Raw genomic sequence first — 25,755 nt, 5'->3', positions numbered from 1 at the left:
CTGATACAGCTAAGTTTCAATTTACAGTATTAGCTAAATTCTTGCGGATCTATATCTAAACTTAGTTTCATGCTGGATGGCTTTTCATGCAACATATTTTGCCACCAGTTCCTGATATAAAAATGTAAGCGTGCCCGATCTTTAGACAACAACACCATGTGTGCATGGAAACGTCCTGCTTTACGTTCCATTGGCGCAGGAATCGGCCCCCAAATTTCAATTAATTGTTCTGAATGTTCTCTAAGCCATTGTGCATGTTGTTGTAAAAATTGCTGGTTTAATTCCTGACTTTTAGATTCACAGCGAATCAAAGCACTGTAACGATAAGGCGGTAATTGTGCAGCTTTGCGTTCTTTTAAACTTTGTTTGGCGAACTTGCGGTAATCTCCCTCGACCAATGTGGTGAGAAGTGGATGATCAGGACGCACACTTTGCAAATAAACATCACCTTTATGCTCACCACGCCCTGCACGTCCCGCCACTTGCACAATCAGTTGAGCCGTGCGTTCAGGTGCGCGAATATCCACACTAAGTAAGCCTGAATCAATATCTAAAATTGCCACCAATGTCACATACGGAAAATGATGCCCTTTGGCCAGCATTTGCGTGCCCAATAAAATCAGTGGTTCGCTGCGTTGAATACGGTCATAAATTTTTTGCCAACTGCCAACACGACTGGTTGAGTCACGATCTACCCGAATCACATCTACATTGGGAAACAGCTCGTTTAAACTGTCTTCGACTTTGGCAGTGCCCATGCCAATTGGTTTGAGTTCTGCATGGTTGCAGGCAGGGCATTGCTCAGGTTTACGATGAATCGTACCGCAGTGGTGGCAATGCAAATGTGTATAAGGTTGATGATGCAAGGTAAAGTTGGCATCACAATTCGGGCATTTGGCTTGCCATGCACAGCTCTCACAAATCAATACGGGTGCATAGCCGCGTCGGTTTAAAAACACCAAAACTTGTTCTTTTTTAGCCAAGCGTTTTTTGATTTCATCAATCAATTGTTGGCTAATACCGTGCTGTTTTTTGGCAATTTTTAAATCAATCAGGTGGATTTTGGGCATGAGTGCCGTGCCCGCGCGTTGATTTAATTCCAGACATTGCATTTTGCCTTGATCGACTAGTGCATAGCTGTCAATGCTTGGAGTTGCCGAACCTAAAATAACAGGGCAATTTTCCAGATGGGCACGATAGAGCGCAACATCACGGGCATGGTAGCGAAAACCTTCCTGCTGTTTAAAAGACAGGTCGTGTTCTTCATCTAAAATAATCAAGCCTAAATTTGGCAATGGGGTATAAATCGCAGAACGTGTACCTAAAATAATCGAGGCTTTGCCCGTTTGTGCGGCTTGCCACGCCTGCAAACGCTTGGAATCATTTAAACCTGAATGTAAGAGGGCGATGTGGCAGTGAAAACGCGATTGGAAACGGCTAATGGTTTGTGGCGTTAGACCAATTTCAGGTACTAACACCAACACTTGTTTGCCCTGTTTTAGTACCTCATGCATGATGTGTAAGTACACTTCAGTTTTACCGCTACCCGTTAAACCATCCAGTAAAAATGCCTTATATTGCTGCCGTACTTTAAGTACGCTGTCGATGGCTTTTTTCTGATCTGGATTAGGGGTTAAAGGCATTTGCGCCAAAGTCACTGGCATTGGGCTAAAATCTTGGGCTTCCAAAACACATGCGCAAATTTCTTTATTCGCCAAGGCTTTTAGGGTTGCTGTTTCAATGCCTGCCAAATTTAAAATATTTTCAGAAGTTCCCGAAGGATGCAGCTTTAAAATTTTATAGGCTTCTTGTTGTTTTTCTGAGCGTGTAATTTTAGCTTCGGCATGTGCATCCAACAATTTCCAAGTACGTGCCAATAAATTATAGGGTTTGGCTTGGCGCAATAAGCTAGGTAAGGCACTTTGCATCACTTCACCAATCGGGAATTGATAATATTGTGCCGACCATGTCAACAAAGTTAAAACTTTAGGGTCTAAAATCGCTTGCTCATCTAACAGTTCGCTAATGGCTTTGAGTTTAAAACGTGGATCAATTGGGGTGTCGAGTGCCAGTTTTTCGACAATAATTCCGACCAAGTTTTGCCGACCAAAAGAAACCAAGACCCGCGCGCCCACTTCTGCTTGCTGATATTGTGCTGCACTGAGCATATAATCGAAGCAGTCGTAAAGATATACGGGTACAGCCACTCGAATACGATAAACAGGCTGTGGGTCTAAAGTGGAATCTGGCATAGAAAAAGTCGTATCGTCCTGTGAAAAATGGCTTCGTGCTCGACTTTGGCATGTGTTAGAGTGAGCACAGAATTTATATCTAAGAATATGAATGATTTTAGTGGTCAGACGCAACTGCGTTGCAAGAAATTTTGGAAAATTAGAGCATTACAATGCCAGCATATCAATTTACTGCCATTGACGCTTCAGGGAAGCAGCAAAAAGGTGTTTTAGAGGGTGATTCTGCACGACAAATCCGTCAGCAATTACGTGACAAAGAATGGATTCCTGTCAGTGTCGATACCGTTGAACAAAAAGATAAACACAGTGGCAAACAATGGTTTCAGAAAAAAATCACCGCCTATGATTTGGCTTTGCTGACCCGTCAGTTATCGGTTTTGGTGGCTGCTGCGATTCCTTTGGAAGAAGCCGTTCGCGCTGTGGGTAAACAAAGTGAAAAAGCCCATGTGCAAAATTTGCTGATGTCGGTGCGTTCCAAAGTTTTGGAAGGTTATTCACTGGCCAATGCTTTACAACAATCGGGGCGTTTTCCAGACTTATATATTGCCACCATTGCCGCAGGCGAGCGTTCGGGGCATTTGGATTTAATTCTGGAACAATTGGCAGATTACACCGAAAACCGCTTTGCCATGCAGAAAAAAATTCAAGGGGCGATGATTTATCCCATCATTTTAATGCTGATGTCTTTTGCGATTGTGATGGGTTTAATGACTTATGTCGTACCCGATATTGTTAAAACCTTTGATCAGAGCAAAGATGCCTTGCCGTGGATCACCGTGGCATTAATGAAAGCCAGTGATTTTATTCGTGTTGCATGGCCGTTTTTACTGGTGGCTTCTGTGGTGGGGGTATTGTTGTTGGTGCGTTTTTTACGCACCACCGCAGGGCATTATGCCTTTGACCGTTTAACCTTAAAGTTGCCGTTATTTGCAAAATTATCACGTGGGATTAATGCCGCGCGTTTTGCCAGTACCTTGTCTATTTTGACTCAGTCGGGTGTGCCTTTGGTGGATGCGCTAAATATTGGTGCTGCGGTCAGTAACAACTGGGTCATTCGTGATGCGGTCAATTTGGCGGCAGAAAAAGTCACTGAAGGTGGTAACTTGGCGACGCAATTAGAGCGCAGTGGTTATTTCCCACCGATGATGGTACAAATGATCAAAAGTGGTGAAGCCTCGGGCGAGTTAGACCGTATGCTGTCACGTGCTTCAGACATGCAAGACCGTGAAGTGACCACACTGATTTCTACCCTGTTGGCATTATTAGAACCGTTGATGTTGGTACTGATGGCGAGTATTGTACTGGTGATTGTGATTGCGGTAATGCTGCCAATTGTGAATATGAACAATATGATTTAAATCGTTTTGAAGCATCGTTCTTCAAACAGAATCTAAAATAAATGTCGAATTGATATAAATAAATGAGAGAGATTGAATGAAACAGAAGCAACCGAGTAAACAGTCTGGTTTTACCCTGATTGAAGTCATGGTGGTGATTGTAATTTTAGGTGTGTTGGCGGCTTTAATCGTACCGAACGTAATGGGACGTGGTGAAAAAGCCAAAGTAGATACTACGGTTATTACTTTAAAAGGTGTGGCTGGCGCACTCGATCAATACAAACTCGATAATCAAAAATATCCTTCAATGCAAGACGGTGGTTTAGATGCCTTGGTGAATCAGCCTGCTTCGGCTAAAAACTGGTTGCCAGGCGGTTATGTGAAAGGGGGTTATCCGAAAGACAGTTGGGATAATGACATCCAATATGTGATTCCGGGTTCAGAAGGTCGTCCATTTGATTTATATTCTTTTGGTGCAGATGGTCAGCAGGGTGGTGAAGGTACCGATGCCGACATTTATTATCAGCCTTAATAGAAGATGAGTTGAGTCTATATATTGATTCAGTGAACTCCAAAAAAAACCGAGCGCTTAATGCTCGGTTTTTTTATGAATGGTTATTTCTAGCCGCTATTGAACAGTACTATTAACGACGTGATTTAAACGACACATCCACCTGACGTGGTCGATAAATCCACCCCATAATTAACAACAGCAATGAGAAAATCAGCACAGGCCAATCGCTGAGTTGGGTATACAGTGTTTGACCTTGCATGGCAGGCAGATCACCACGCAGCACAAATTCCTGATCCATTGGCGCTTGTTTGACAATATGCCCATGATGGTCAATAAATGCGGTCACACCTGTATTGGTGGCACGAACAAACCAGCGTCCATTTTCTTTGGCGCGCATTTGTACCATTTGTAAATGTTGCAATGGCCCTGCAGTACCCGTAAACCAAGCATCATTGGATACTGTTACCAAAAAGTCACTTTGGCTAGCATTGCGGCGGGTCAGGTTCGGATAAGCCACCTCATAACAAATGGCTGCCCCCAAATGATGCTGTTTAATTGCAAGCGGTTTTTGCTCAGACGCTCCACGTGAAAAACCACTCATGGATGGGTCATTTTGCATCGCAGGTAGTACCCAACTCAGTAAGCCTGAAAGCGGAATATATTCACCAAAAGGCACCAGACGCTGCTTTTTATACAAGCCTTCAGCCGCATCTCCCGTTGCCATAATGCTGTTGTAATACATTGGATGTTGCTGCACTTGTGATTCAGGCAAGTCCCAATACGGAATACCTGTCACCCACGAACTGCCCGTTTTTTCAGCCTGTGTTTTCATGGCATCCAAAAACGGTTCAATATCGGTCTGGAACATTGGAATGGATGATTCAGGCCAAACAATAATGTCGCGTCCCCATTCAGTTCGGGTCAAGCGGGTATAAATTTCCAAGGTCTTAATTTGGTATTCGGTTAGCCACTTTAAGTCTTGAGGAATGTTGCCTTGAATCAGAGAAACCGAGAGTGGCTTTTCAGATTTTGCAGTTACAAAACTGAGTTGTGCTGCACCCCATGCACCCAAAAGTAAAATTGCCGATGGAATCAGCCAGAAGATACGCTTTTTAAGGACTTCAACCAACGCACAGGCCAGCAAGATGACCACAAAAGACACCCCGAAAATACCAAACAACGGTGCATAGCTATCCAAAAAGCGTTCGGTGAAGGCATAACCTGCAAACAGCCATGGAAAACCTGTAAAGACCCAAGTTTTCGCCCATTCAAAAAATACCCATAGCGGTGCAAAAGTCAGTGGTGTTTCAGGGAAAAACCGACGATATAACCACGTTTGTACGGCAGTAAACAAACCCATCAACAGCGCCATAATGACAATCATCAGCACGCTTAAAAAGGCATTGGTGTCGCCATAGACGTGAATGGATGTATAGAGCCAAAATGCTCCGACAAACCACAACCCAATCCCGTAAGACCAACCAATCAAGAAGGCCTGTTTCGGGGTGCGTTTGCTTAAAGTCGCATACAGCAAAGCAGGTGAAAGTAAGGCAATCCACCAGTAATGATAGGGAGCAAGTGCCAAACTAAACACTGCACCTGCCAATAGGGCAATGATTAATGGATAAATTAAGGGCAGTTGTTGATGTTCTGCAGGATTAGACAGCTTGGAAAAAAAAGTCCTCATTGACGTACGGCTCGAATCAGATGAATAGTGCGGGCATCTGCTTCAAGAATGGTAAATTCCCAGTTGCCAATCGCAATCACTTGTCCTTGCAAATCACTCACCAAACCAATTTCCTGAAGCAATAAACCGCCCACAGTTTCTACTTCATCGTCAGAAAAATCTGCATCTAAAACATTATTAAAATGTTCGATTGGTGTAAGTGCTTGTACTAACCAAGTATTTGCCGTTTTTGGGTCGTGATCGGGGATGATGTATTCTGCTTCTTCGTCAATATTGTCGTGTTCATCTTCAATTTCACCGACAATTTCTTCTAAAATATCTTCTAAAGTAACCAAGCCCGAAGTGGTGCCATACTCATCAATCACCACTGCAATATGGGTTTGGGTGTTTTTGAGCATACGCAATACTTGGTCTGAACGAGCACTTTCAGGCACAAATAACGGCTGACGCATTAAGGCGCGAATATCGACTTTGGTTCTTTGTTCGGTCAGTAAAGGCAATAAATCTTTTGCCAATAAAATCCCCACCACGTTGTCGGGTTGGTCAGATGAGAACACAGGAAAACGTGAATGTGCCGATTCGACCAGTACATGCAAAATGTCGAGTAGCTCATCATCTTCTTGTAAGCTAATCATGGCGGTACGTGGGGTCATGACTTCACGGATTTTGGTGGCAGGTAAATCCAGAACACCTTCGAGCATTGCCACCGTATCGGGTTCTAAAAAACGACGTGAATCTTGTACTAATTTTAGCAATTCATCGCGGGTTTCTGGTGCAGTGCCTAACCATTTTCTTAGGCCACGCATACCCCACGATGGGCCTGATTCCTCGTGCATGATCTTTCCTAAAGACTCTTTATATCTAAAAAACTTAGCTTAATCATACCTTAGAAAATACAGTTGTCTATTGCTAATCTTGGGAGAAAATGACGGCAATTACGTCACGAGATGTGTTGCTGTGCGTAGCGGGAACACATAAAACAAGGCTGCGCTTTATGCTAAACTAGCCCGATGTTTTAATATCGAGTCTGTGCATGTCTGAACTTCCTGTCACACCTAGTATTCAACTGAATACCCGCGGTTTGCGTTGCCCTGAACCTGTGATGATGCTGCATCAAGCCATTCGCAAATCTAAGTCTGGCGATGTGGTTGAAGTGTTTGCAACTGACAATTCGACGTCTTGGGATATTCCAAAATTTTGCATGCATTTGGGGCATGAGTTGTTATTGCAAGAAGAACGCTTAGATGAGCAAGGCAATAAAGAATTTCATTATTTGGTGAAAAAAGGCTAATAGGCAAAAATTAGCCTCAGCACTTTTAGAACACTATAATTTAAACACGATAAAATAGTCATGTGATCCATATAGGCATATTTCATTTGCAATTCATGCAAGTTGAAATATGCCTTTTGTGTTTTTAGCCATGACGTTCAACTTTATTTTTAATTTTTCATCAATTTTGCATCAATCCAACCTGCTTCACAGTTTGAGTTAAAAAATGGCGAAACGATCCACGAGTTGCGTTATCTGCTACACATTTTTTAAGGGACTTTTCAACTTTTCTGCATTTATAGGGCAAGTTGTGTGCTTGTGCAAAATCTAACAAAGCTCTGTGTGTTGTATAAGAAATAATTTTTAGAGTGTGAGTTTAGTCTATTGTTTAATTATTGATTTTTAACAAAATTATTTTAAATATTTTTTAATATATGGAAAAATTAGCCTATAATGCGATCAGTTTATTGAGTTCGATTGCAGAACATTTGGGGATAAAATTAAGCAGATTTGGGGTTTTGCTTGGTTTGAATGTTATATGGCAGTGTTTATGTTTTATAAGGCTGAAAAAGCTGATTAAGCTGTCGCATTAAAGTAGTCAAGTTAAGAAAAATAATTTTGGGGGGCTTAACTGATTGTCTTTATCTTAAAAAAATATGCCATTTAGACTGAGCAAAATCTGCTTAATTTTTTACGTGATCAATCATCAATAAATCTTGCGTTATCATCATTTTGATTGAGTACGGTATGATTTTAGATAAAAAGCAAAACTTTTCTTTAAAGCCACTGAGTGTGGCGTGTTTATTGGCCATGAGTATCTCAGGCTGTTCATCGGGTTCAGGCTCTCAGTCAAGCACGGTTCAAGTCACTGATGTGTTGGGGGCAGAAAATGTCAGCCAAGAAGATCAACCGACTACAAATGAAGGCATTGGCAGCGGAGTAGAGCAACCTGTCGCACCATCTGCCCCCATTACCGATCAACCTCCTGTGAATTTAGAGCTAGATCATGGCGATGTATCATCCAATGGTGGTGGTTTGAGTGGTGGCAGTACAGATCATGGCAATACATCACCAACTGAAGATTCACTTTTAGACAGCAATGATGCTGTACCTAGCGATGATGCTACCGTTTTAGAAAATAATGATGTCAATCAGCCTGATACGATACCTACACTTGAATCACCTCCGTCAGAAGCAGAGCAACCTGTCGATGTGGTAGCTCCACCTGCAGTAGAGCCTGCTTTAACCGACACCGTTTTGGTCGATAGTGCAATTCAAGATATTGAAGTACCACAAGATACATCTGAAGTTGAGATGGGTAGTACGATTCAAGAACTTGAACCCTCACAAAACACTTTAGAAGTCGAAACAGGCAGTGCATTTCTTGAAAGGAAGGCAATTTAACCATCACAGGCAACTATTCGATGCAGATTGCTGCAGATCAGCAGCAACATGCGGGTTTTAAAGCACGTTTTGGCAATTTGCTGACGGTAACGGGAACCGCCAATTTGGCAGGGACTTTGAACCTGTTTGATGAAGTGCCACTTGATCAGCCACTTATTACTGCACAAGGTTCACAAACTACCGTATTACGTGCGCAACAAGGCGTACAGCGTGAGTTCGATGCTTATCGCTCAAGCAATCCATTATTTGAGTTGACACAAGTTAGTTATCGTCCTGAACTGAATGCAACGGGCGAGCCTGTACGTGCGGCAGATACAATCAATACCGATGTGGTGATTACGGCAAAGCGTAAATCGACTGAAACGGTGGCGGCTCTTGCTGCTGAACTTGAAGGACGTACTCAGGTTGCCCGTAATTTAGATGTAGTTTTAGCAAGTCTTGATCAGAAACAACAGTTAGAAACGCTGGAAGATGCTGAAAAAGTTTTTGCCAATCGCTTATTTAACAATTTTGCTCAAACTATACGTTATAGCAATGCTGCTGAAAGTACAGTTTCTACGCAGGCATTGAATCAACTGTTTCATCAACTTGATCCAAGTTTTTATGCCAATACCGTTTTAAATGTCGCAGAAGAAAGCAGCAAGCAAGAACGTCAGTTTGCACAGCGTTTGGCAACCGCACAACCCAAACAGCTTTGGTTTTCGGGTGATTACCAAAGTTATGATATGGATTATGTCGGCTTAAATAGTGAGCGCCGTAGTCATCATCAAGGTGTTGGTGTGGCAACAAAACTGGCAGGGATGACCTTGGCAGCGCAGGCCGATTTCAGTCAACTGAACTTAGATGATGCCGTACAAACAGGCTCAAAAAATAGCAGTCAGAGCAAAGCCTATGCACTAACTATGGGGACAGCACAGCAGCTTAATCGTGATTTAAGTGTCGCGGCATGGTTAAAAGGCATGCAGGTGGATGTTGACGCGCAGCGTGGTCATGCTCAAGCACAAAAAATACAGTTTGATGGACAAATGTATGCCGCAGGTTTGCGTCTAGATTATAGCTATCCACTCAGTCAAAAAATGCAGATTCAACCGTATTTAGACGCTTCGTTCCAACATTATGTTCATGCCGAACAAACTCAGCAGGATGGTGTCAACAGCTTAGATGATTTGGTGATGCAGCGCTGGAATTTTGGTGCAGGTTTGCAAGCCAATTACCAGTTGAATCCAGCATGGCAATTGCAAGGCAGCTTGTATTACAGCCAACCGATTCAGGAAAAAGCATATTTAGATACCCATTATGTAGGCACAGCGGAGAAACTGAAGTTTGATGCATGGCATGCCGATCAAGGTCAATATCATGCTGCCTTAGGTTCACAACTTCACTTTGGACAACATAGTTTTCTCAATTTGAATTATGAATATAGCGGGCGATCACATAGCGACAGTCATCGGGTACAGTTGGCGGTAACGACTCGATTCTAATTGATCGTTTTATTCATGAGAAAGTCATGAAAAAGCGTAGATTTGCGTATGAATGAGAAGTTTGAATCTTGATTGAAACAGCCATGTAGATAAATCTGCATGGCTGTTTTTTAGATCACAGTCAAATGGACTGAGTTTTAGACCGCATAGCGACTCATTAAAGTCAGTGGTGCTTTGGACTGTAAATAATCGGCAGGAATAAATACGATATTGGCAGCGTGTTGCTGTGCTGCATCAATAATATGGTTGATCACATCGTCTGTGGCTTGTGCGCTGTCAGGTGCGTGCGCTTGATCTAGATAAATTCGTTGCTGGTCGGTATCGACCCAACCCGCCTGCATGTAGCCTTGTTGAACATATAAAGTATCGACATTATTTTGAAACACTGCCTGATAAATTTGCTGCAGATCGGTCACAACACGGTCACTGGCATAGAGTTCATCCAGTTGCTGCGCATGTTGCTGATGCAATTGTTGTTGATGGCTTTTTAGCTCGGTCTGAATACTGTCAATAATGTGTTGTGCGCTGCCTTGTTCTAGCTGAGTGACGTTATCTACACTGAAAATAATGGCATTGGGTTGGTCGCAAATAGATTCATAAAAACTGATATTGCGTCGATCACCCACAATGACCAAGCCCAATGGCTCACTGGCACGTACAGTTTGCACATTTTTATCGACACGGTTTAAAAACTCTTTGAGTAAACGGTCTTCATTGGCGGCTGTGGCACGTTCTGCACCGCTGGTGCTATATAAGTTATCATTTTGAACAGGAAATGCACCATGTGGCAGTCGTTCATTCAAGTCGCTGTCATCTACAGAAAACTCATGGATTACACGATCATTGGAGGCCTTAATCAGACGTCCAATTTCACGACTGATCACTACCACATAGTATTGCACTGCATAAGATAGCTCACGAATAAAATCACGCACTGAAAATTGTTGATCAATCACAATACGTTCTTGGGTAGGGAATGGCAGACGCAGTACTTGTGCATTGTCGGCTGTGGCAAAAATAGCCAGACTGTCTAAATGGTAGTTGGGATTCAAATCTTTGGTTTGATGATGAATCTGTTCTAAAATTTGTGCCACCAGACGTTTGTCATAGTCTGCCAACAGGCGTTCTTCGAGTTGTTTAAGTTGGTTTTTAAGAGCAATCACATCTTGCTGATTGTCTGGAAAGGTACGATGTGTGGGTAGAAATAAGCTGACTGCAGGTTGTGCCTGCACATTTTTAAGTTGGTTGAGGGTGTCTGTTAAATTAAGCATGTTGGAATTCCTCTTCTAATGAAAATAAGAAGAACAACCAAATGCTTGAGCAAGATAAAACTCAAAGTACTGCTTTATACTCCACTCAAGTCAGTTTTAGTCAGCATCTACAACATTTTGCTACCGTGCTAAGTGCTGCATAAAATGCCGAATAGCATTGTATAAAAGCTGACAAAACAACATTTTCGGTTGTTCAAGTCTGAAAAAAACGAAATAAAAAACTAAAAATAGAAAAGATAAAAAATAAGCAAAAACAGCATAACAAGGAAAGTTATTCAATCGCCTGCTTTTGAATAGAGAAATACCTGAAAAATGTAAGGGATTATGAGACCTTGGTAATTTTGTAAACTGTGTATAAAAAAGCAGTGCCGAGGCACTGCTTTTGGGTTTCTCAATTGCGATTCGCAATTACATATTCGGGTAATTCGGACCACCGCCACCTTCAGGTGTTACCCAAGTGATGTTCTGTGATGGGTCTTTAATGTCACAAGTCTTACAGTGAACACAGTTGGCTGCGTTAATCTGGAAGCGTTTTGAACCATCATCATTTTCCATGATTTCATAAACACCCGCAGGGCAGTAGCGCTGTGCAGGCTCATCCCATTTAGGTAAGTTTACGTTCACTGGAATAGAGGTATCTGTCAACTTTAAGTGTGCTGGCTGATTTTCTTCATGTACGGTATTCGATACGAACACTGAAGATAAACGGTCAAAAGTCAGCTTGCCATCTGGTTTTGGATAGTTCGGTTTAAAGCTGGTTGCATCTACAGTTTTGAGTGCGCTGAAATCAGGCACTAAATCATGCAAAGTAAATGGTACTTTAAACACGTTCTGGTCGATAAAGTTAAACGCACCACCCATCCATTGACCAAACTTATGCATTGCAGGGCCAAAGTTACGTGCGCTATAAAGTTCTTCTTTCAGCCAGCTGTTGTTGAATTTTTCAGTGTAAGCCGTTAGCTCTTTCACAAAGAAATCTTCGCCTTCAGTTACGCGAGCAATCGCCAAGTCACCGCCTTTTGCGACACCTGCAGCAATCGCTTCAAATACTGCTTCACCGCAAAGCATGCCAGACTTCATGGCGGTATGAGAGCCTTTGATTTTGGCAAAGTTTAAGAAGCCTGCATCATCACCAATTAAAGAACCACCTGGGAAGGTGAATTTTGGCAATGAGTTAAAGCCACCTTTGGTCACAGCACGTGCACCATAAGAAATACGCTTGCCGCCTTCTAGATACTGTTTAATTAGAGGGTGAGTTTTCCAGCGCTGCATTTCCATAAATGGATACATGTGTGGGTTGGTATACGACAAGTCCACAATCATACCCAAAGTCACTTGGTTGTTTTCTGCGTGGTATAACCACCAACCGCCTGAAGAACCTGTTTCACTTAATGGCCAGCCTGCACCGTGCATGACTAAACCTGGTTTGTGTTTTGCAGGGTCAATTTCCCAAAGTTCTTTAATACCAATCCCGTAGTGTTGCGGATCGGCATCTTTATCCAAATTGAATTGCTGGATTAAACGCTTACCTAAATGACCACGACAGCCTTCTGCGAAAATGGTGTATTTGGCATGTAGTTCATAACCCGGTGTGAAGTTATGCGTTGGCTCGCCATCTTTACCAATGCCCATGTCACCAGTTTGGATGCCTTTAACCGTACCATCGGCATGGTAAAGAATTTCAGATGCCGCAAAGCCAGGGAAAATAGAAACTTCTAATTCTTCGGCTTTTTGACCTAACCAACGCACCACGTTGCCTAACGAGATCACGTAGTTACCATCGTTATGCATGGTTTTAGGCACCATCCAATGCGGTGCTTGCTGAGCTTTTTCAGGTGACATCAAGAAGAAAGTTTTATCTTCAGTCACAGGCACATTTAAAGGCGCACCTTCTTCTTTCCAGTTAGGAAATAACTCGTTGATGGCGCGAGGCTCAAGAATTGCACCCGAAAGGATATGCGCACCAACTTCAGAGCCTTTTTCGACCACACAAACGGACAGATCATTTAAATTGTTTTCAATTGCAAGTTGACGAATTTTGATCGCAGCAGAAAGACCCGCAGGGCCTGCGCCTACGATGACTACGTCAAACTCCATCGATTCACGTTCGATGTGTTCCATGTAGGACTCCTCATATAATTGAAGGTGGCAACCGCATCAAGCAACGGTGCTGCCATGAGTATTTTTAGTTGCCAGACACAAATTTAATCGTGTCTTTTACAGTATGGGTAAGTATTGTGAGCTAGTATAGTTTTAAACCGAGTCTTAGCCAATTGGCTGAATCGTATTATTTTTCCGTCAGTAAGGTACTGCAGCATGAAGCATGACGATAATTCAATCAAACCGACAGAAAATGTAGCTACGGCTGATAATAAAAATTTAATGCACATTGCACAATATATAAAAACTGGACAGTCAGGTCACAAAAGATCAATCCCTCCTTTGGAGCAATGGCATCCAAAGCATTGTGGAGCAATGGATTTGCTGGTCAAAGCCAATGGAGAATGGTGGCACGAAGGTCAATTGATCAAACGTCAGGCATTGGTTGATCTGTTTTCTAGTGTGTTATGGAAAGAGCAGGGCAAGTTTTATTTAAAAACCCCAGTGGAACAAATTGAAATCCAGGTAGAAGATGAGCCTTTGTTCATCAATCAGGTTGATGTGGTCGAAATCGGACAGCAAAATTATATTCAACTTATCACTACACATCAGGATATTGTGATTGTTGATGCCGAGCATCCTATTTTTATGCGTGAATATGCAGGTGAGCTGCGTCCTTATGTGCATGTGCGTTTTGGTATTAATGCCCTGATTCAGCGTGCGGCTTTTTTACATTTGGTGGAATTGGGCGAGCTGAGTGAAAATGCGCAGGGCGAAACGATTTTATCGTTGAAAAGTGGTGATTTGCACTTGCATTTAAGCAGCTGAGGTTTAAGCTTTATTCATCCCATTTTGTATTGCTGAATCTCTTGCTATGACAGCCATTCATCCTGTTTCTCCCTTAAATCAAGCCATGCCAAAAGCACAAGCCAGTGCGCCAATTGGTATTTTTGATTCGGGCATAGGAGGCTTGTCAGTTGCCATTGAAATTGCAGAATATTTGCCCAATGAACGCATCCTTTATTATGCCGATACTGCACATGTGCCGTATGGCCCACGTGATGATCAAAATATTCGAGAACTCACTGCAGCTGCAATCGAATGGTTATATCGACAAGGTTGTAAAGTTGCGGTCGTGGCGTGTAATACTGCTTCTGCTTTTAGTCTAGATTATCTGCGCGATCATTACGGCGAAGATTTTCCCATTATTGGTTTAGTGCCTGCTTTAAAGCCTGCCGTATTAAATAGCCAAAGCAAAACTGTGGCTGTACTTGCGACGCCTGCGACTTTTCGCGGACAACTTATTAAAGATGTGATGCAGCGTTTTGCGATTCCTGCTCAAGTGCAAGTCTTGAATGTCACCAATCTAGATTTAGTGCCTTTTGTTGAGCAAGGGGCGCAAATGAGTGAGGCATGTTTAAGTTCCTTACAGCAGAGTTTGCAACCTGTGGTCGATCAGGGCGCGGACTATTTGGTGCTCGGTTGTACCCATTATCCTTTCCTAAAACCTGCGATTGAGTCCATTTTTGGTCAGAAACTGACATTAATTGACTCAGGAATTGCCGTTGCGCGTCAAACTTCCCGCATTTTAATTAAAAATGAGTTATTATTTGAACAAAGTTTGGCAGATACTTTACAAATTGCGTGTTATGTCAGCGGGAACAATGCAGAACAATTAAAGCCCGTGTTGCAGCATCTTATTCCAGGCAATATTTCTTGGAGTATCGCAAATGTGAGTACTGTGGACTGACTTTAAGATAATTTTTTATGATTGGGGAAAGGCATTACAAGTAGACGGTGACCGACTTGTAATGGCAATAGGAGAGGGGAAACCAATGCTCGATAAGCGCTATCAGGTCTTTATCTCGACGTCTGGGGCAGATATGCAGCCAGAACGAGTGATCTTGGCACAAACATTGGTGGGAATGGGTTTTTTTTCGTGGGGTTTAGAACAACGTACCCCACTCAGCACTGCATTTGCACGCCGTCAAATTGATGATTGTGATTATGTGGTGATTCTATTGGGCAGCCAGTACGGTGAGCAATCGGTGTCGGGCGTGGGGTATATGCATTTAGAGTATATTTATGCAGTCACCAAGCAAAAGCCGATCATTGTATTTATGCACGAAGACCCAGATTCACGTGATTCATCTTTACATGATGAAAAACCTGAATTGCGTGAAAAATTCAAAGAGTTCCGTAAATTATTACAACAAGAAGTCGATCAGGTGTTTAGCTACCGCACTCTGCGTGATTTAGAGCTTGCTGTCCGCTTTAATATGTCGCAAATGCTAGAACGTTATCCGACTTCTGGTTGGGTGCGCCCGCAAAATACACAAGCTTTGCATGATGAAATTGAACGTTTAAAAAGTAAGTTACGTCAGCTGGAAACCGATGTGGGACAGCGCGAAGCAGACCCGTTTCTAAGCGTATCTAAAGTGTCGATGAATGAATCATATCGTTTTGAATATCGCATGCATGCCTATCAGGATGGTAACTTTAGAGAGCTGAAAGTTGAGCGAAGTTTAAGTTGGGCGCAGTTGTTGGCAATTTTAGGCAATACTTTTATTCATCCAACCCCTGAAGAATATTTTTCGAAACGCATGAATGAATATTTGAATGAAACTGGTTTGGAGGATGCACGTCGGATCATGCCACGTGCGCATGCAGTTGCACGTGCCCAAATCAATATTCGGGCCTTGCATCAGATTAAAATGCAAATGCGTCAAAATGACTGGATTGTGCAGGCGGGGCGTGATGATCGTCAGCGGATGTTGTGGCAAACCACGGCAAAAGCGCAAAAACTTTTAGAGAGCAATTTGCTAGATACCGATCGGGTTTATTCATTTAAAACACCGTATTAATCTCTCAATACAGAGTGAAAAAACTGTTAAAGTAGTCGGGCTCAATCATCAGACACGAGGGCTGAATGTTGTCTACAGCAAAACCCAAAGTAACCGTTCTTTTAGCCAATTTAGGTACGCCTGATGAACCGACTGCAGCAGCGGTTCGCCGTTTTTTAAAGCAGTTTTTATCCGATCAACGGGTGATTGAAATTCCAAAACCGATTTGGCAAATCATTTTGAACTTATTCATTTTGCCATTTCGTCCTAAGCGTGTTGCACATGCTTATGCCATGGTCTGGCAGCAAGATTCACCGATGCGGGAAATTTTGTTGCAACAGGTTGATGCTTTAAAACAGCAGTTATTGCCGCTATATCCTGAGTTTGAATTGAATATTCTACCGGTAATGACCTATGGCAATCCGGGTATTCAACAGGCTTTGGCAGCTTTGAGTCAAAATCCTCAAGATCACGTGATTTTGTTCCCTTTATTTCCACAATATTCGGCAACTTCGACTGCACCTTTATATGATGCCGTTGCCAAATGGGTGCCACAGCAGCGTAATTTGCCGGGCTTATCCATCATTCGTGATTATTATCAGCATCCTTTATACATTCAGGCGTTGGCGCAAAGTGTGCGTGAATTTCAAGCCGAGCATGGTGTGGCAGAAAAATTATTGATGTCGTTTCATGGCATTCCACAGCCGTATGCCGATAAGGGTGATCCGTATGCAGAGCGTTGTCGGATCACGGCCAAATTGCTTGCCGATGCTTTAAATTTAAATGATGATCAGTGGGCAATTAGCTTCCAGTCACGTTTTGGCAAACAAGAATGGGTCAAACCCTATACCGATGTCTTACTTGAAGAATGGGGACAGCAGGGCGTGAAGTCGGTGCAAATTATGAGTCCTGCTTTTTCTGCAGATTGTTTGGAAACGCTAGAAGAATTGGCGATTCAAAACGCAGAATTGTTTTTACAAGCAGGTGGCAAAGAATATGCCTATATTCCTGCACTGAATACCCGTGCCGATCATTTGGATTTGCTCAAACATTTACTTCAAGCTAATCTTGATGCTGTAAAGCTTAACCTAAGCCATTAATTTTTGAGGTTCGCCACCATGTTGCAAGTCAAAATTGTTCCCGTCACCGCTTTTCAGCAAAACTGCTCGATTGTGTGGGATGCAGAAAGCAAAGAAGCAATTTTGATTGATGCAGGCGGTGAGCCTGAAAAGCTGAAAGCCGAAGTTGAAGCGTTGGGTTTAACGGTGAAAGCTTTGTGGCTCACTCATGGACATTTAGACCATGCGGGGGCTGTTGGTGCGTTGCAACATTACTGGAATGTTCCTGTGATTGGTCCACAGAAAGAAGATGCTTTTTGGTTAGATCAACTGCAAGAAGTGTCTGCACGTTATGGTTTTCCTATCCCTGAACAAGTCACGGTTACACAGTGGTTAGAGGGTGGTGAAGTGCTGCAATTGGGTCAAGAAAGCTTTGAAGTGCGTTATGCACCAGGGCATACCCCAGGCCATGTGATGTTTTATAATGCAAAATATGGCGTCTTGTGGACAGGCGATGTGCTATTTAAAGGCTCGATTGGACGCACCGATTTTCCACGTGGGAATCATCAACAATTATTAGATTCAATTCAGCGCGAGTGTTTTAGTTTGCCCGATGACACTCAGTTTATTTCGGGGCATGGTCCCATCAGTACCATTGGATTTGAAAAACAGAACAACCCTTTTGTGGCGGGGCAAGCAGGTTAAAAGCAGTGTGTATTTATGCTTTAAGAAAAAGTCAGCAGTCGCTGACTTTTTTATTTGCGAAAGGGATTATTCAGCATTTGTTTGCTTTCAATTGCAAACAGCATTGTGAAAATTGTCAGTAAGATGCCTATGCACAGCATGAGTAAATCATGCGCGTACAGTCCAAAGCCTAAACTGCTGGTAGAGAGTAAAATACACAGCATTACAATTCCTTTTAACATGATTTCCATGGTGAAATGTTCCTAGGTTATTTTTTGCTTTCTTTATTGTTATGTGCAGTGACGGAGTCACGAATAGTGCAAAGTATAACCTGTGCTAATTCTGCTGAAAGCAATTATAGAACAACTAAATTTTGAATAATTTTTCTAAAAATGTGAAAAATTCCATGAAACTGTGTGTAGTTTTAGGCAATATTTGGCGTGGAAATTTATTGCTTATTCCTCAGAGTTTTCTGCTTGCGGAGCATCTTGGGTGGGTAAACGATACTCGTCATTTGCCCATGCGCCTAAATCAATGAGCTTGCAACGCTCAGAACAAAATGGACGAAAAGGATTGTCTTCCCATTGTGTAGCTTCGCCACAACGTGGGCAAGGGAAAGTACGTGGCATGATCAACTCCAAATGAAAAATGCAGGATTGGATTAGGCAAATAGCACCTGACTTGATAGACTTGTGCCGAATTTTGTAAGTTTGATCTGATTATGCCAATTCGTCAATTTCAAGCACAGCGTATGCATGCCCCTCGTGATTTTCAAGCCATTGCCAATGAATCGGTTTGTGTGGAAATTGGGGCCGGAAAAGGTAAACACGCCCTATTGTTTAGCGGGCAGCATCCTGAGCACAAGTTGATTGCAATTGAGCGCACCCGTGAAAAATTTTTGGCGATGCAAAAACAGCATCAGCTTGAAGGTCAGCAGAACTTACAGATTGTTCATGCCGATGCGATTCCATGGATTGTGCATGCTTTATTTCCTGCTCAAGTCGAGCAATTCTTTATTTTATATCCGAATCCAGAACCGCATAATGCCACCCAGCGTTGGTTGAATATGCCGTTTTTTGAGTTTTTATTGTCACGCTTAAAAGCAGGTGGCAGCATTACTTTGGTGAGTAATATTCCTGAATATATTGCAGAAGCACAGCAACAGCTGATTGAAGTGTGGAAGTTGCCATTTATTCAGCAGGATGTTCCAGTAGATTCAGCACGCACTCACTTTGAAATCAAATATTTAGCACGTGGCGAGCGTTGTCAGGAACTGTTGATCACCAAACCAGTAGCTTATACAACCCGTTTTGATGATTTTCAGCCTTTGCAAGGACAGCAGCTGACTTTAACACCTGCTGCAGTTGAGGCGAAAGTTTCTGCAGACTCAAGTGCAACAACTGAGTAAACAGGCATGAAACAGCGCATTGCAATTATAGGAGCAGGGCCAGCAGGGCTAATGGCTGCCGAAGTGCTGAGTCAGTATGCCTATGATGTGCATGTCTATGAGCAGAAACCTTCAGCGGCACGTAAGTTTTTGATGGCAGGTAAAACGGGGCTGAATATTTCACATGCCGAACCGATTGCACAATTTATTCAGCGTTATGATCGGGCGGAATGGTTGGCGCCGTGGATTCAACAATGGGATGCGGCTTGGATTCAAAACTGGATGCAGGGTTTAGGTATTCAGTCTTATGTAGGTTCATCGGGGCGAATTTTTCCACAAGAAATGAAAGCCGCACCTTTGCTACGCGCATGGTTAAAACGCTTGGTTGATGCAGGCGTGCAGTTTCATTATCGGCATCAGGTATGTGATTTAAAGAACAATCAACTCAGTATTCAAAATCTAAGTACAGCGCAAGTTGAACAACAGCAGTTTGCCGCTATTGTGATGGCATGTGGAGCAGTGTCGTGGTCAAAATTAGGTAGTGATGGTGCATGGCAGCGTTGGTTATCTGCCAATGAAATTCAGCCTTTTCAAGCCAGTAATGCAGGGGTGGAATGTCACTGGTCTAACTATATGCAGCCAGTTTTTGGACAACCTTTAAAACGTGTGCAAGCATGGGTGAAAGGCGCTGAAGCGAGCATGGGCGATATTGTGATTAGCCATTATGGTTTGGAAAGTGGCTTAATTTATAAGCAAGGGCGAGCATTGCGACAGTTGCAGCACGCTCAACAACCGCTGCAGTTACAACTCGATTTGCTACCCGATTTAACCGTTGAGCAACTCTACCAAAAGTTGCAACCTTCCAAAAAACAGTCTGTAAGCAATATTTGGCGTAAGGCAGGTTTGGATGCCGTGAAGTCTGCAGTCGTGCGTGAGTTGCTGGATAAAGCCCTTTGGCAGCAACCTATGCAATTGGCGCAGCAGATTAAAAATTTAACGGTGCCTTTAAAGGGTTTTCGTCCTATTGAAGAAGCAATTAGCTGTGCGGGCGGAGTCAAACGTGAGGTTTTATCTGCACAATTGCAGTTAAATTCCAATCCACACGTTTTTCTCTGTGGTGAAATGCTGGATTGGGATGCGCCAACGGGCGGCTATTTGCTGACAGCCTGTTTTGCTACAGGACGCGCTGCCGCTGAAGGAGTGCATCAGTATTTACAGCAGCGTCCGTAAAACACGTTATTCATCAAGTTGTGGATATTGCCCACGCCAATGTTCTAGTTGTTGCTGCGCCTGTAGCAAGTCTGCTAAGCCTTGCTGACGTTGTTCTTTACTGACAGGATAAGGTGCAGAAGTTGTATTTTGAGTTGCTAGATATTGCGCTTGCTGTTCCCAATAATGACTCATTAGGCCTTGAATATAACGCCCTTGCGGTGTCTTTAAATCCAGTTCTTTGAGCATACTCAAGGCAGATTGAATGTTGTCCTGCAGGCGATTTTGTGCAAATGCAGCATCGAGTTGTTGGCTTTCATGCAAGCGTTCTAACTCATCTTCCAAATCATTGCTCATTTGGTCATGGCGTTGTTCATAATCCATCAGCAATTGAATATCATGCGGGTCATCCGCAGTCATTTCAAAGGGCTGAATCGCGGCTTGCTCGACCTGAGTTTGCATGATTTGATCTTCAGGGCTGAGTTTGTCTGCATGTTCTACTTTGCTGCGCTCGCAAGCGCTGAGGGAGAACGCCAAAAAAATTGTTAAGGGAGCAATCGCGTGTTTAAAGGTTATTTGCATTTATTTGCTCCCTCTCATTCAACTTTTTGATAGACATACAAATGTGTGCAATAGGGAAATTCAATTTCATCTTGCACATGCTTATTCGTATATTCTAATACTAATTGTTCAAATTGTGTTTTGAGTTGTTGTTGCTGTTCAGTTGGCATTGCAGCAATGAAACTGGTCGAGAGTAGACGCTTGGAAACCACTTGCTCGACTGTGCCAACATGCCTGTGGTGAAATTGCTGTTCGTGGCAAAGTTGGAATAAATCTGTATCTGCAAAGACCTGACGCCAGTCTTGATTGTGAAAGCGTGGTGTATCGCCCTCAAAAGGGAGAATCATTTCTGCGAGGGCATTGACCCAATTCACTGAAATATCACGCTGATTCCAGATGAGTAACAAGTGAGCTTGAGGTTTTAAGATACGATGAATTTCCTTTAAACTTTGTAGATTGGCAAACCAATGAAAAGATTGTGCGCAGCTGACTAAATCAGCACATTGGGCAGGCAAGGGCAATTGCTCACTTCGTGCCTGAACGGTTGCAACTTGTGGGTAAAGTTGGCGTAATTCAGTTAACATGCTAGCAATGGGTTCAACTGCTGTAAGCTGCGTTGTTAGTTTGAGCAAATGCGGCAGGAACTTTCCTGTGCCAGAACCCAAGTCTACAATATGGCTATTGGGTAGAACTTTGAGCTGATCTTGCAGGAAAGTATCGACTTCTTGCGGGTAACTGGGGCGAACTTGTTGGTATAGGCTTGCACCAGAACCAAAGCCTTGTTGTGCGGCAGGATGTAGAGATTGTGTCATATTTTGCGATTTTTAATCTGCTGTGCATCTATAAAATAACATATTCACTTTTGAACTTGCGTAACGTGTATTCAAGTTTAAAGTAACGGTTTAATTCAGCGCCTTGGCGCCGGTGTGGGAATGGACAAACACATAATTTTTGAAGACGGACATATCCGCGCTATTTTCATGAAAGGCTCATCTCAGGAGCTGATTTTTTCTTTTGGCGATTTAATCACTCGTGCCAAAGGAACGTCTATTAACGCCGAAAAATCACTGGAAAAGTTTCATTTTAATGTAATTGGGGTGATGCCAAAGGAAAAATCATGGTTTCCTGAAGCATCTATGCGTGCCATGTTGGCAGCCATTCAAGAGCTCATTGCCCCGTTTAAAGTCCGTGTCGGCTATGGCGGCTCTATGGGAGGCTATGCGGCAATTAAGTATTCTAATTTACTGGATTTAAACCGCATTGTGGCTTTGGTGCCGCAGTACTCGATTGACCCTGAAGATATTCACGACGCACGCTACAATATGTTTTACCATGCCGATGTGAATGCCAATATGCGTATTCAAGCGCAGGATGTATCGGCACAGCGTGAATATATTGTGGTTTATGACCAATACTATCCAGAAGATCGTGGGCATTATTTAAAAATACAGCCATTAATTCCGCATTTACATACCTTGCATTTGCCATTTACAGGGCATGATGCGATTGCGATTTTGGCTAACTCAGAATTGTTAAATGACTTTTTGACCCATCCTTTTGATGCGCCGTTTTTTTACCAAAAAATTCGCAAGGTGAAAAAGAACAGTAAGTTTTACTACCGTAAAGTGATTGAAAATGTCTTACCGAATCACCGTTGGTCTTTAGGTCGTATTTTAAAATACAACAATTTACAGCTAGACAGTAATTTCTTTGATGCCAAGCTGAAACAAAACCTGATTCGTTCTTTATTGAGCAATAAACAGGTCGATCAGCACGACCTAAACAAATTGGGTCTGCAAATCCAGTTACCGTATGAAAATCGGAATGTATTGCTCGATCATTTTGGTCATGGTTTGGTGTTTAACATCATCAGCCAAAAAATTGAGAGCTATGCAGCAAATGCAATTGCCTTAAACCATAAATTTTTGATTCCGATTTATGCCAAAGGCAGTGGCTTGGTACAAATTTATCTAAACGATGAGCGCTACTTAATTAGTATGAATGATCGTCATGTCATGAAATTATGCAAAGAGCAAGATGCGCTTGCGGCAGGCATGCATCCCTTAATACTGAAAAAATATAGCGACTATTTTGTCTTGAGTTATAAGGATTTAAACCTGAGCAGCGATGAGTTTGGCGGCAACGACTTTGTAGAAGATTTACCAGATACTGCCAAATTTACTCTAGAACTTGAACAGTAGTCTGCAAAGTTTTAAAGCCTTAATTTCTATGGTTTAAATTTTAGACACTTGTATTGTTTTGCCATTGGGCTAAGATGGTCTTGAAACCTTGTTTTATTGATCATTCCAAGGGTAGTGTGTATGACCAAGTTGTTAATGCCTGCTGTGCTTGTTTTATTGTTCAGTTTAATTGTATCCGCAACGGCTTTTGTCGATGCGCCAGAGCCTAAAGCCTATTTATTCTTTGCTTTAGCTGTGTTGGTATTACTTGGGCTTAGCCTATATGTGTTCCGACAAATACAAAACTCTATTCGTTTTCACATGAATAAGCCTGCAGAATAATTGCAGGCTTTTTTATAATTTTAAAGCAAATCATCAATCCAATATTTTTATAGTTTAATCACTTTAATTTCTTCTTCAGATTCGTCACTTGGGGCAGCCTGAGTCTGTGCTTCCTGTGTCTGTGGCGTTGTAGTGGTTGGCGCAGGCGTTACATTTTGTGATGGTGTACTTAATGGCGCTTGATAGATCGGCACGGCTTGATCACTTTGCCCTGTAATCACTTCTTTGGTTTCCTGAATTTTATTATTGACCTGACCCGCCAGTTGCTGCCCAGTATGTTTGGCTTGAGCCGCACCCTGGCTGCTCAATTGTTTGGCGTTGTCTAAAGCTTGATGTGCCGATGGGCGAATTTTTTCAATACCTTTTTCGGTTACTTCACCGACTTTTTGTGCAGCTTGAATCACGCCTTCCTGAGTTTTATATGCCCAAACATGCAAAAGGTTTGGATTGTCTGCATAAGGCTGAATTGGTTTATTGCTTTGAATTTGCGCATCACTATTTTGTGCCCACACCGAAGCACTACTGAGTAATAGTCCAATACAAATGCTGACATTGATCTTTTTCATTGTGCTGCGCCTCTTAGGATGCCGAATACTGGTCGTTGAAAGGTTTTGAATAGAATGTACTGCATTGTATAAAGCCTAGATGATCTGCAGTGTTTATTTTTCGCAAGTATGATGTATTTTTAGGTGAAATTTACAATATTTAAAATTATGGCAGCATTTCAGGCTTAAAGAAGAAGACCCACATAAAATTGTGGGTCTTGTTACTCTGGAGAGTTTTTAAAGCAGGGCAACAATGGCTACACTGCTTTTATCATCTTAGTTTGAAATATCCAGCGATGCTGCATTTATATTGAAAGTCCAACAATCTTGCTACATCAAGATACATTCAAAGCTGTTTTTAGCTTAGTTACATTGTGCAAGCGCATCTTTATGAAAATGGTTGCGTAAGGTGATGAAGTTCTTTTGCACAGTTGCATCATGCAAGTCAAAGTGAGTTGCTATGCTAGTCCCATCTTGTGCAAATGTTGCAGAACCAGCTGAAATTAATGCATTGCCTTTAAATGCCCATTGTTCAATAGAACGACCTGCTTGCAGCGTGCCTGTAAATTCGATCACGCATTTATCAATAAATTTTGTGAGTTTGGCGCTGTTATTGACAGTGTCTGGGTAAACTTCAATATTTTTCACTTCTTGTAAAACACCTGCAGTAAGCTGCGGAATAACAGGTGCAGAAGTACACGCACTAAGAGAAAGGCAAGTTAAACCCGATAAAATGAGTGTTTTAAGTTTCATAAGCTCGTTTTCTTGTTGAGTGTTGTTAGGTTGAGTATAGGGAATCTGAAGTGAAATGCCTATAGTATTCTTTGGAGGTGTTTATTCCTGATTTATATAGTACTCATAGGGGTAATAGATGAAAAAGGCATTACGCATTCTTTTTCTAATAAGATAGAACATAATTGATAAAGGAATTGATTGGGTGAAATATTTACAAACTCACTTACTACAGGTCTTAACGTACCCTGCAATAGTTCATTGGCTTCACTAGGTCTGTAACGTGCTACCGTGCCAAGATAAAACATGGATAACAACGTGTAGGATAGATGAGGTAAATCAGCTGCTTTTAAATCAACATAATAGCGGTAGCCTGTGTTGGTTAGGATTGGCGTAATGTCAAATTGACAATACTCTTTTAAGATATTTTGATAGATTGTATTTGTATTTTCTCTTGTATATGATTTTCTGTATTTAGATCTATATACAATTTTTCCTTCACGAGGGAATCCATCTTTAAAATAATTAAGTCGTTTCTCCTTGAGAAACTTAGTTATATCCACTTTTGTTTTTTGTTCATTATCAATTATCACTTCAGTAAATAATTTATTGTGTTCTGAATTGGTTAGAATCTCTACATTAATGGGTAAAAGTTTTCTTTTATTTATTAAGTTTAACCCGAATTACGGATAAGAAAAGCCCTTGAAAAAAAGGTAGTTAGAGCCATTTAGAAAGTTACGACACAACCCAAAGGCTCTAACTGCCATGTACGATTTTACAGAAATTTTTTGTATTGTTGATGATTTTTTCAAAAAATTTGAACCCATCTATTGGCAATTTCTCAAGCAAGAAAACAAACGTCAACGTATCAGACAAGCAACGCTATCTTTATCAGAAA

26 protein-coding genes and 1 pseudogene are annotated in these 25,755 nt (G+C 42.1%); 15 read left to right on the top strand and 12 right to left on the bottom strand.

What is annotated here, in order from left to right:
• Positions 1-29: 29 nt before the first annotated feature.
• Positions 30-2,252, bottom strand: a complete 2,223-nt coding sequence (locus tag FTU98_RS00135; RefSeq protein WP_004975947.1) for a primosomal protein N' — start codon at positions 2,250-2,252, stop codon at positions 30-32.
• A 152-nt stretch (positions 2,253-2,404) separates the two neighbouring features.
• On the opposite strand from FTU98_RS00135, the gene gspF reads away from it, so the two are divergent.
• Positions 2,405-3,610: a type II secretion system inner membrane protein GspF gene (gene gspF / locus FTU98_RS00130; protein ID WP_004975948.1), complete on the top strand. Its 1,206-nt coding sequence runs from the start codon at positions 2,405-2,407 to the stop codon at positions 3,608-3,610.
• Positions 3,611-3,686: 76 nt separating this feature from the next.
• The gene (gspG, locus tag FTU98_RS00125) at positions 3,687-4,121 is read left to right on the top strand and encodes a type II secretion system major pseudopilin GspG (protein ID WP_004975950.1); all 435 of its coding nucleotides are present in this window, start codon (positions 3,687-3,689) and stop codon (positions 4,119-4,121) included.
• A gap of 112 nt (positions 4,122-4,233) precedes the next feature.
• Here gspG and lnt read toward each other — a convergent pair whose 3' ends face one another.
• Together lnt and FTU98_RS00115 are read right to left on the bottom strand one after the other, a co-directional pair.
• On the bottom strand, positions 4,234-5,790 hold the full coding sequence (gene lnt / locus FTU98_RS00120) for an apolipoprotein N-acyltransferase (RefSeq protein ID WP_004975952.1): 1,557 nt from the start codon (positions 5,788-5,790) through the stop codon (positions 4,234-4,236).
• The gene (locus FTU98_RS00115) at positions 5,787-6,626 is read right to left on the bottom strand and encodes a CBS domain-containing protein (protein ID WP_154321100.1); all 840 of its coding nucleotides are present in this window, start codon (positions 6,624-6,626) and stop codon (positions 5,787-5,789) included. Before FTU98_RS00115 ends, lnt begins: the two co-directional genes overlap by 4 nt.
• A gap of 197 nt (positions 6,627-6,823) precedes the next feature.
• On the opposite strand from FTU98_RS00115, the gene tusA reads away from it, so the two are divergent.
• From tusA to FTU98_RS00100, 3 genes are all read left to right on the top strand, one after another.
• Positions 6,824-7,081 carry a sulfurtransferase TusA gene (tusA, locus tag FTU98_RS00110; protein WP_004975955.1) on the top strand — a complete coding sequence of 86 codons (258 nt, stop codon included), beginning with the start codon at positions 6,824-6,826 and terminating at the stop codon, positions 7,079-7,081.
• 726 nt (positions 7,082-7,807) lie between these two features.
• Positions 7,808-8,464 (top strand): hypothetical protein, encoded by a 657-nt coding sequence (locus FTU98_RS00105; RefSeq protein ID WP_154321099.1) that lies wholly within the window; start codon positions 7,808-7,810, stop codon positions 8,462-8,464.
• Between the two features lie 20 nt (positions 8,465-8,484).
• Complete coding sequence (locus FTU98_RS00100; protein WP_131261087.1) at positions 8,485-9,945, top strand: autotransporter outer membrane beta-barrel domain-containing protein; 1,461 nt, start codon at positions 8,485-8,487, stop codon at positions 9,943-9,945.
• Between the two features lie 137 nt (positions 9,946-10,082).
• On the opposite strand, the gene FTU98_RS00095 is transcribed toward FTU98_RS00100, so the two are convergent.
• A complete protein-coding gene (locus tag FTU98_RS00095) occupies positions 10,083-11,216 on the bottom strand; it encodes a hypothetical protein (protein ID WP_180050019.1) in 1,134 nt (377 codons plus the stop codon).
• Between the two features lie 408 nt (positions 11,217-11,624).
• Positions 11,625-13,337, bottom strand: a complete 1,713-nt coding sequence (locus tag FTU98_RS00090) for an electron transfer flavoprotein-ubiquinone oxidoreductase (RefSeq protein ID WP_004975965.1) — start codon at positions 13,335-13,337, stop codon at positions 11,625-11,627.
• 195 nt (positions 13,338-13,532) lie between these two features.
• Here FTU98_RS00090 and FTU98_RS00085 point away from each other — a divergent pair, with 195 nt between their 5' ends.
• The 5 genes from FTU98_RS00085 (at position 13,533) to FTU98_RS00065 (ending at position 17,922) form a co-directional block, all read left to right on the top strand.
• Positions 13,533-14,144, top strand: coding sequence for a DUF1285 domain-containing protein (locus tag FTU98_RS00085; protein ID WP_004975967.1), 612 nt, complete (start codon positions 13,533-13,535; stop codon positions 14,142-14,144).
• Positions 14,145-14,190: 46 nt separating this feature from the next.
• Entirely contained in the window at positions 14,191-15,066 is an 876-nt protein-coding gene (gene murI / locus FTU98_RS00080) for a glutamate racemase (protein WP_004975969.1), read from the top strand.
• Positions 15,067-15,151: 85 nt separating this feature from the next.
• On the top strand, positions 15,152-16,180 hold the full coding sequence (locus FTU98_RS00075; protein WP_096901324.1) for a DUF4062 domain-containing protein: 1,029 nt from the start codon (positions 15,152-15,154) through the stop codon (positions 16,178-16,180).
• Positions 16,181-16,245: 65 nt separating this feature from the next.
• Positions 16,246-17,259: a ferrochelatase gene (gene hemH / locus FTU98_RS00070; RefSeq protein ID WP_104852985.1), complete on the top strand. Its 1,014-nt coding sequence runs from the start codon at positions 16,246-16,248 to the stop codon at positions 17,257-17,259.
• An 18-nt stretch (positions 17,260-17,277) separates the two neighbouring features.
• Positions 17,278-17,922, top strand: a complete 645-nt coding sequence (locus FTU98_RS00065) for an MBL fold metallo-hydrolase (protein WP_131261085.1) — start codon at positions 17,278-17,280, stop codon at positions 17,920-17,922.
• Positions 17,923-17,972: 50 nt separating this feature from the next.
• On the opposite strand, the gene FTU98_RS00060 is transcribed toward FTU98_RS00065, so the two are convergent.
• Entirely contained in the window at positions 17,973-18,152 is a 180-nt protein-coding gene (locus FTU98_RS00060) for a hypothetical protein (protein WP_004975984.1), read from the bottom strand.
• A gap of 204 nt (positions 18,153-18,356) precedes the next feature.
• Positions 18,357-18,530 (bottom strand): DNA gyrase inhibitor YacG, encoded by a 174-nt coding sequence (locus tag FTU98_RS00055; RefSeq protein ID WP_154321096.1) that lies wholly within the window; start codon positions 18,528-18,530, stop codon positions 18,357-18,359.
• Between the two features lie 86 nt (positions 18,531-18,616).
• On the opposite strand from FTU98_RS00055, the gene FTU98_RS00050 reads away from it, so the two are divergent.
• Both FTU98_RS00050 and FTU98_RS00045 read left to right on the top strand, forming a co-directional pair.
• On the top strand, positions 18,617-19,309 hold the full coding sequence (locus tag FTU98_RS00050; protein WP_225543524.1) for a tRNA (guanine-N(7)-)-methyltransferase: 693 nt from the start codon (positions 18,617-18,619) through the stop codon (positions 19,307-19,309).
• Between the two features lie 6 nt (positions 19,310-19,315).
• Positions 19,316-20,518, top strand: coding sequence for a TIGR03862 family flavoprotein (locus FTU98_RS00045; RefSeq protein ID WP_180050016.1), 1,203 nt, complete (start codon positions 19,316-19,318; stop codon positions 20,516-20,518).
• Positions 20,519-20,524: 6 nt separating this feature from the next.
• Here FTU98_RS00045 and FTU98_RS00040 read toward each other — a convergent pair whose 3' ends face one another.
• Positions 20,525-21,079: a hypothetical protein gene (locus FTU98_RS00040; protein ID WP_096901318.1), complete on the bottom strand. Its 555-nt coding sequence runs from the start codon at positions 21,077-21,079 to the stop codon at positions 20,525-20,527.
• Positions 21,080-21,093: 14 nt separating this feature from the next.
• Positions 21,094-21,870: a class I SAM-dependent methyltransferase gene (locus FTU98_RS00035; RefSeq protein WP_180008393.1), complete on the bottom strand. Its 777-nt coding sequence runs from the start codon at positions 21,868-21,870 to the stop codon at positions 21,094-21,096.
• Between the two features lie 120 nt (positions 21,871-21,990).
• On the opposite strand from FTU98_RS00035, the gene FTU98_RS00030 reads away from it, so the two are divergent.
• Together FTU98_RS00030 and FTU98_RS00025 are read left to right on the top strand one after the other, a co-directional pair.
• Positions 21,991-23,259, top strand: coding sequence for a hypothetical protein (locus FTU98_RS00030; protein ID WP_168460381.1), 1,269 nt, complete (start codon positions 21,991-21,993; stop codon positions 23,257-23,259).
• A gap of 120 nt (positions 23,260-23,379) precedes the next feature.
• Positions 23,380-23,580 (top strand): hypothetical protein, encoded by a 201-nt coding sequence (locus FTU98_RS00025; RefSeq protein WP_168460379.1) that lies wholly within the window; start codon positions 23,380-23,382, stop codon positions 23,578-23,580.
• 47 nt (positions 23,581-23,627) lie between these two features.
• Here the strand turns inward: FTU98_RS00025 and FTU98_RS00020 are convergent, their stop codons facing one another.
• The 3 genes from FTU98_RS00020 to FTU98_RS00010 form a co-directional block, all read right to left on the bottom strand.
• Entirely contained in the window at positions 23,628-24,146 is a 519-nt protein-coding gene (locus FTU98_RS00020) for a hypothetical protein (RefSeq protein WP_180008391.1), read from the bottom strand.
• A gap of 342 nt (positions 24,147-24,488) precedes the next feature.
• Positions 24,489-24,878 (bottom strand): hypothetical protein, encoded by a 390-nt coding sequence (locus FTU98_RS00015; RefSeq protein ID WP_004976007.1) that lies wholly within the window; start codon positions 24,876-24,878, stop codon positions 24,489-24,491.
• 92 nt (positions 24,879-24,970) lie between these two features.
• A complete protein-coding gene (locus FTU98_RS00010; RefSeq protein ID WP_180008471.1) occupies positions 24,971-25,525 on the bottom strand; it encodes a YaaC family protein in 555 nt (184 codons plus the stop codon).
• Between the two features lie 97 nt (positions 25,526-25,622).
• Here FTU98_RS00010 and FTU98_RS00005 point away from each other — a divergent pair.
• A pseudogene (locus FTU98_RS00005) lies at positions 25,623-25,755 on the top strand (IS982 family transposase); the annotation flags it as partial.

It is taken from the genome of Acinetobacter sp. YH12211, assembly GCF_013418015.1.
GTDB classification, from domain to species: Bacteria; Pseudomonadota; Gammaproteobacteria; order Pseudomonadales; family Moraxellaceae; genus Acinetobacter; species Acinetobacter towneri.
Note: the sequence above shows the minus strand (reverse complement) of the source record. Positions and strands in the feature narration are given on the sequence as shown.

What these genes read in the sequence shown, in the direction of transcription:
- FTU98_RS00135 (WP_004975947.1), bottom strand. Translation starts at nt 2,252, where the DNA reads ATGCCAGATTCCACTTTAGACCCACAGCCTGTTTATCGTATTCGAGTG.
- gspF (WP_004975948.1), top strand. Translation starts at nt 2,405, where the DNA reads ATGCCAGCATATCAATTTACTGCCATTGACGCTTCAGGGAAGCAGCAA.
- gspG (WP_004975950.1), top strand. Translation starts at nt 3,687, where the DNA reads ATGAAACAGAAGCAACCGAGTAAACAGTCTGGTTTTACCCTGATTGAA.
- lnt (WP_004975952.1), bottom strand. Translation starts at nt 5,790, where the DNA reads ATGAGGACTTTTTTTTCCAAGCTGTCTAATCCTGCAGAACATCAACAA.
- FTU98_RS00115 (WP_154321100.1), bottom strand. Translation starts at nt 6,626, where the DNA reads ATGCACGAGGAATCAGGCCCATCGTGGGGTATGCGTGGCCTAAGAAAA.
- tusA (WP_004975955.1), top strand. Translation starts at nt 6,824, where the DNA reads ATGTCTGAACTTCCTGTCACACCTAGTATTCAACTGAATACCCGCGGT.
- FTU98_RS00105 (WP_154321099.1), top strand. Translation starts at nt 7,808, where the DNA reads ATGATTTTAGATAAAAAGCAAAACTTTTCTTTAAAGCCACTGAGTGTG.
- FTU98_RS00100 (WP_131261087.1), top strand. Translation starts at nt 8,485, where the DNA reads ATGCAGATTGCTGCAGATCAGCAGCAACATGCGGGTTTTAAAGCACGT.
- FTU98_RS00095 (WP_180050019.1), bottom strand. Translation starts at nt 11,216, where the DNA reads ATGCTTAATTTAACAGACACCCTCAACCAACTTAAAAATGTGCAGGCA.
- FTU98_RS00090 (WP_004975965.1), bottom strand. Translation starts at nt 13,337, where the DNA reads ATGGAACACATCGAACGTGAATCGATGGAGTTTGACGTAGTCATCGTA.
- FTU98_RS00085 (WP_004975967.1), top strand. Translation starts at nt 13,533, where the DNA reads ATGAAGCATGACGATAATTCAATCAAACCGACAGAAAATGTAGCTACG.
- murI (WP_004975969.1), top strand. Translation starts at nt 14,191, where the DNA reads ATGACAGCCATTCATCCTGTTTCTCCCTTAAATCAAGCCATGCCAAAA.
- FTU98_RS00075 (WP_096901324.1), top strand. Translation starts at nt 15,152, where the DNA reads ATGCTCGATAAGCGCTATCAGGTCTTTATCTCGACGTCTGGGGCAGAT.
- hemH (WP_104852985.1), top strand. Translation starts at nt 16,246, where the DNA reads ATGTTGTCTACAGCAAAACCCAAAGTAACCGTTCTTTTAGCCAATTTA.
- FTU98_RS00065 (WP_131261085.1), top strand. Translation starts at nt 17,278, where the DNA reads ATGTTGCAAGTCAAAATTGTTCCCGTCACCGCTTTTCAGCAAAACTGC.
- FTU98_RS00060 (WP_004975984.1), bottom strand. Translation starts at nt 18,152, where the DNA reads ATGGAAATCATGTTAAAAGGAATTGTAATGCTGTGTATTTTACTCTCT.
- FTU98_RS00055 (WP_154321096.1), bottom strand. Translation starts at nt 18,530, where the DNA reads ATGCCACGTACTTTCCCTTGCCCACGTTGTGGCGAAGCTACACAATGG.
- FTU98_RS00045 (WP_180050016.1), top strand. Translation starts at nt 19,316, where the DNA reads ATGAAACAGCGCATTGCAATTATAGGAGCAGGGCCAGCAGGGCTAATG.
- FTU98_RS00040 (WP_096901318.1), bottom strand. Translation starts at nt 21,079, where the DNA reads ATGCAAATAACCTTTAAACACGCGATTGCTCCCTTAACAATTTTTTTG.
- FTU98_RS00035 (WP_180008393.1), bottom strand. Translation starts at nt 21,870, where the DNA reads ATGACACAATCTCTACATCCTGCCGCACAACAAGGCTTTGGTTCTGGT.
- FTU98_RS00030 (WP_168460381.1), top strand. Translation starts at nt 21,991, where the DNA reads ATGGACAAACACATAATTTTTGAAGACGGACATATCCGCGCTATTTTC.
- FTU98_RS00025 (WP_168460379.1), top strand. Translation starts at nt 23,380, where the DNA reads ATGACCAAGTTGTTAATGCCTGCTGTGCTTGTTTTATTGTTCAGTTTA.
- FTU98_RS00020 (WP_180008391.1), bottom strand. Translation starts at nt 24,146, where the DNA reads ATGAAAAAGATCAATGTCAGCATTTGTATTGGACTATTACTCAGTAGT.
- FTU98_RS00015 (WP_004976007.1), bottom strand. Translation starts at nt 24,878, where the DNA reads ATGAAACTTAAAACACTCATTTTATCGGGTTTAACTTGCCTTTCTCTT.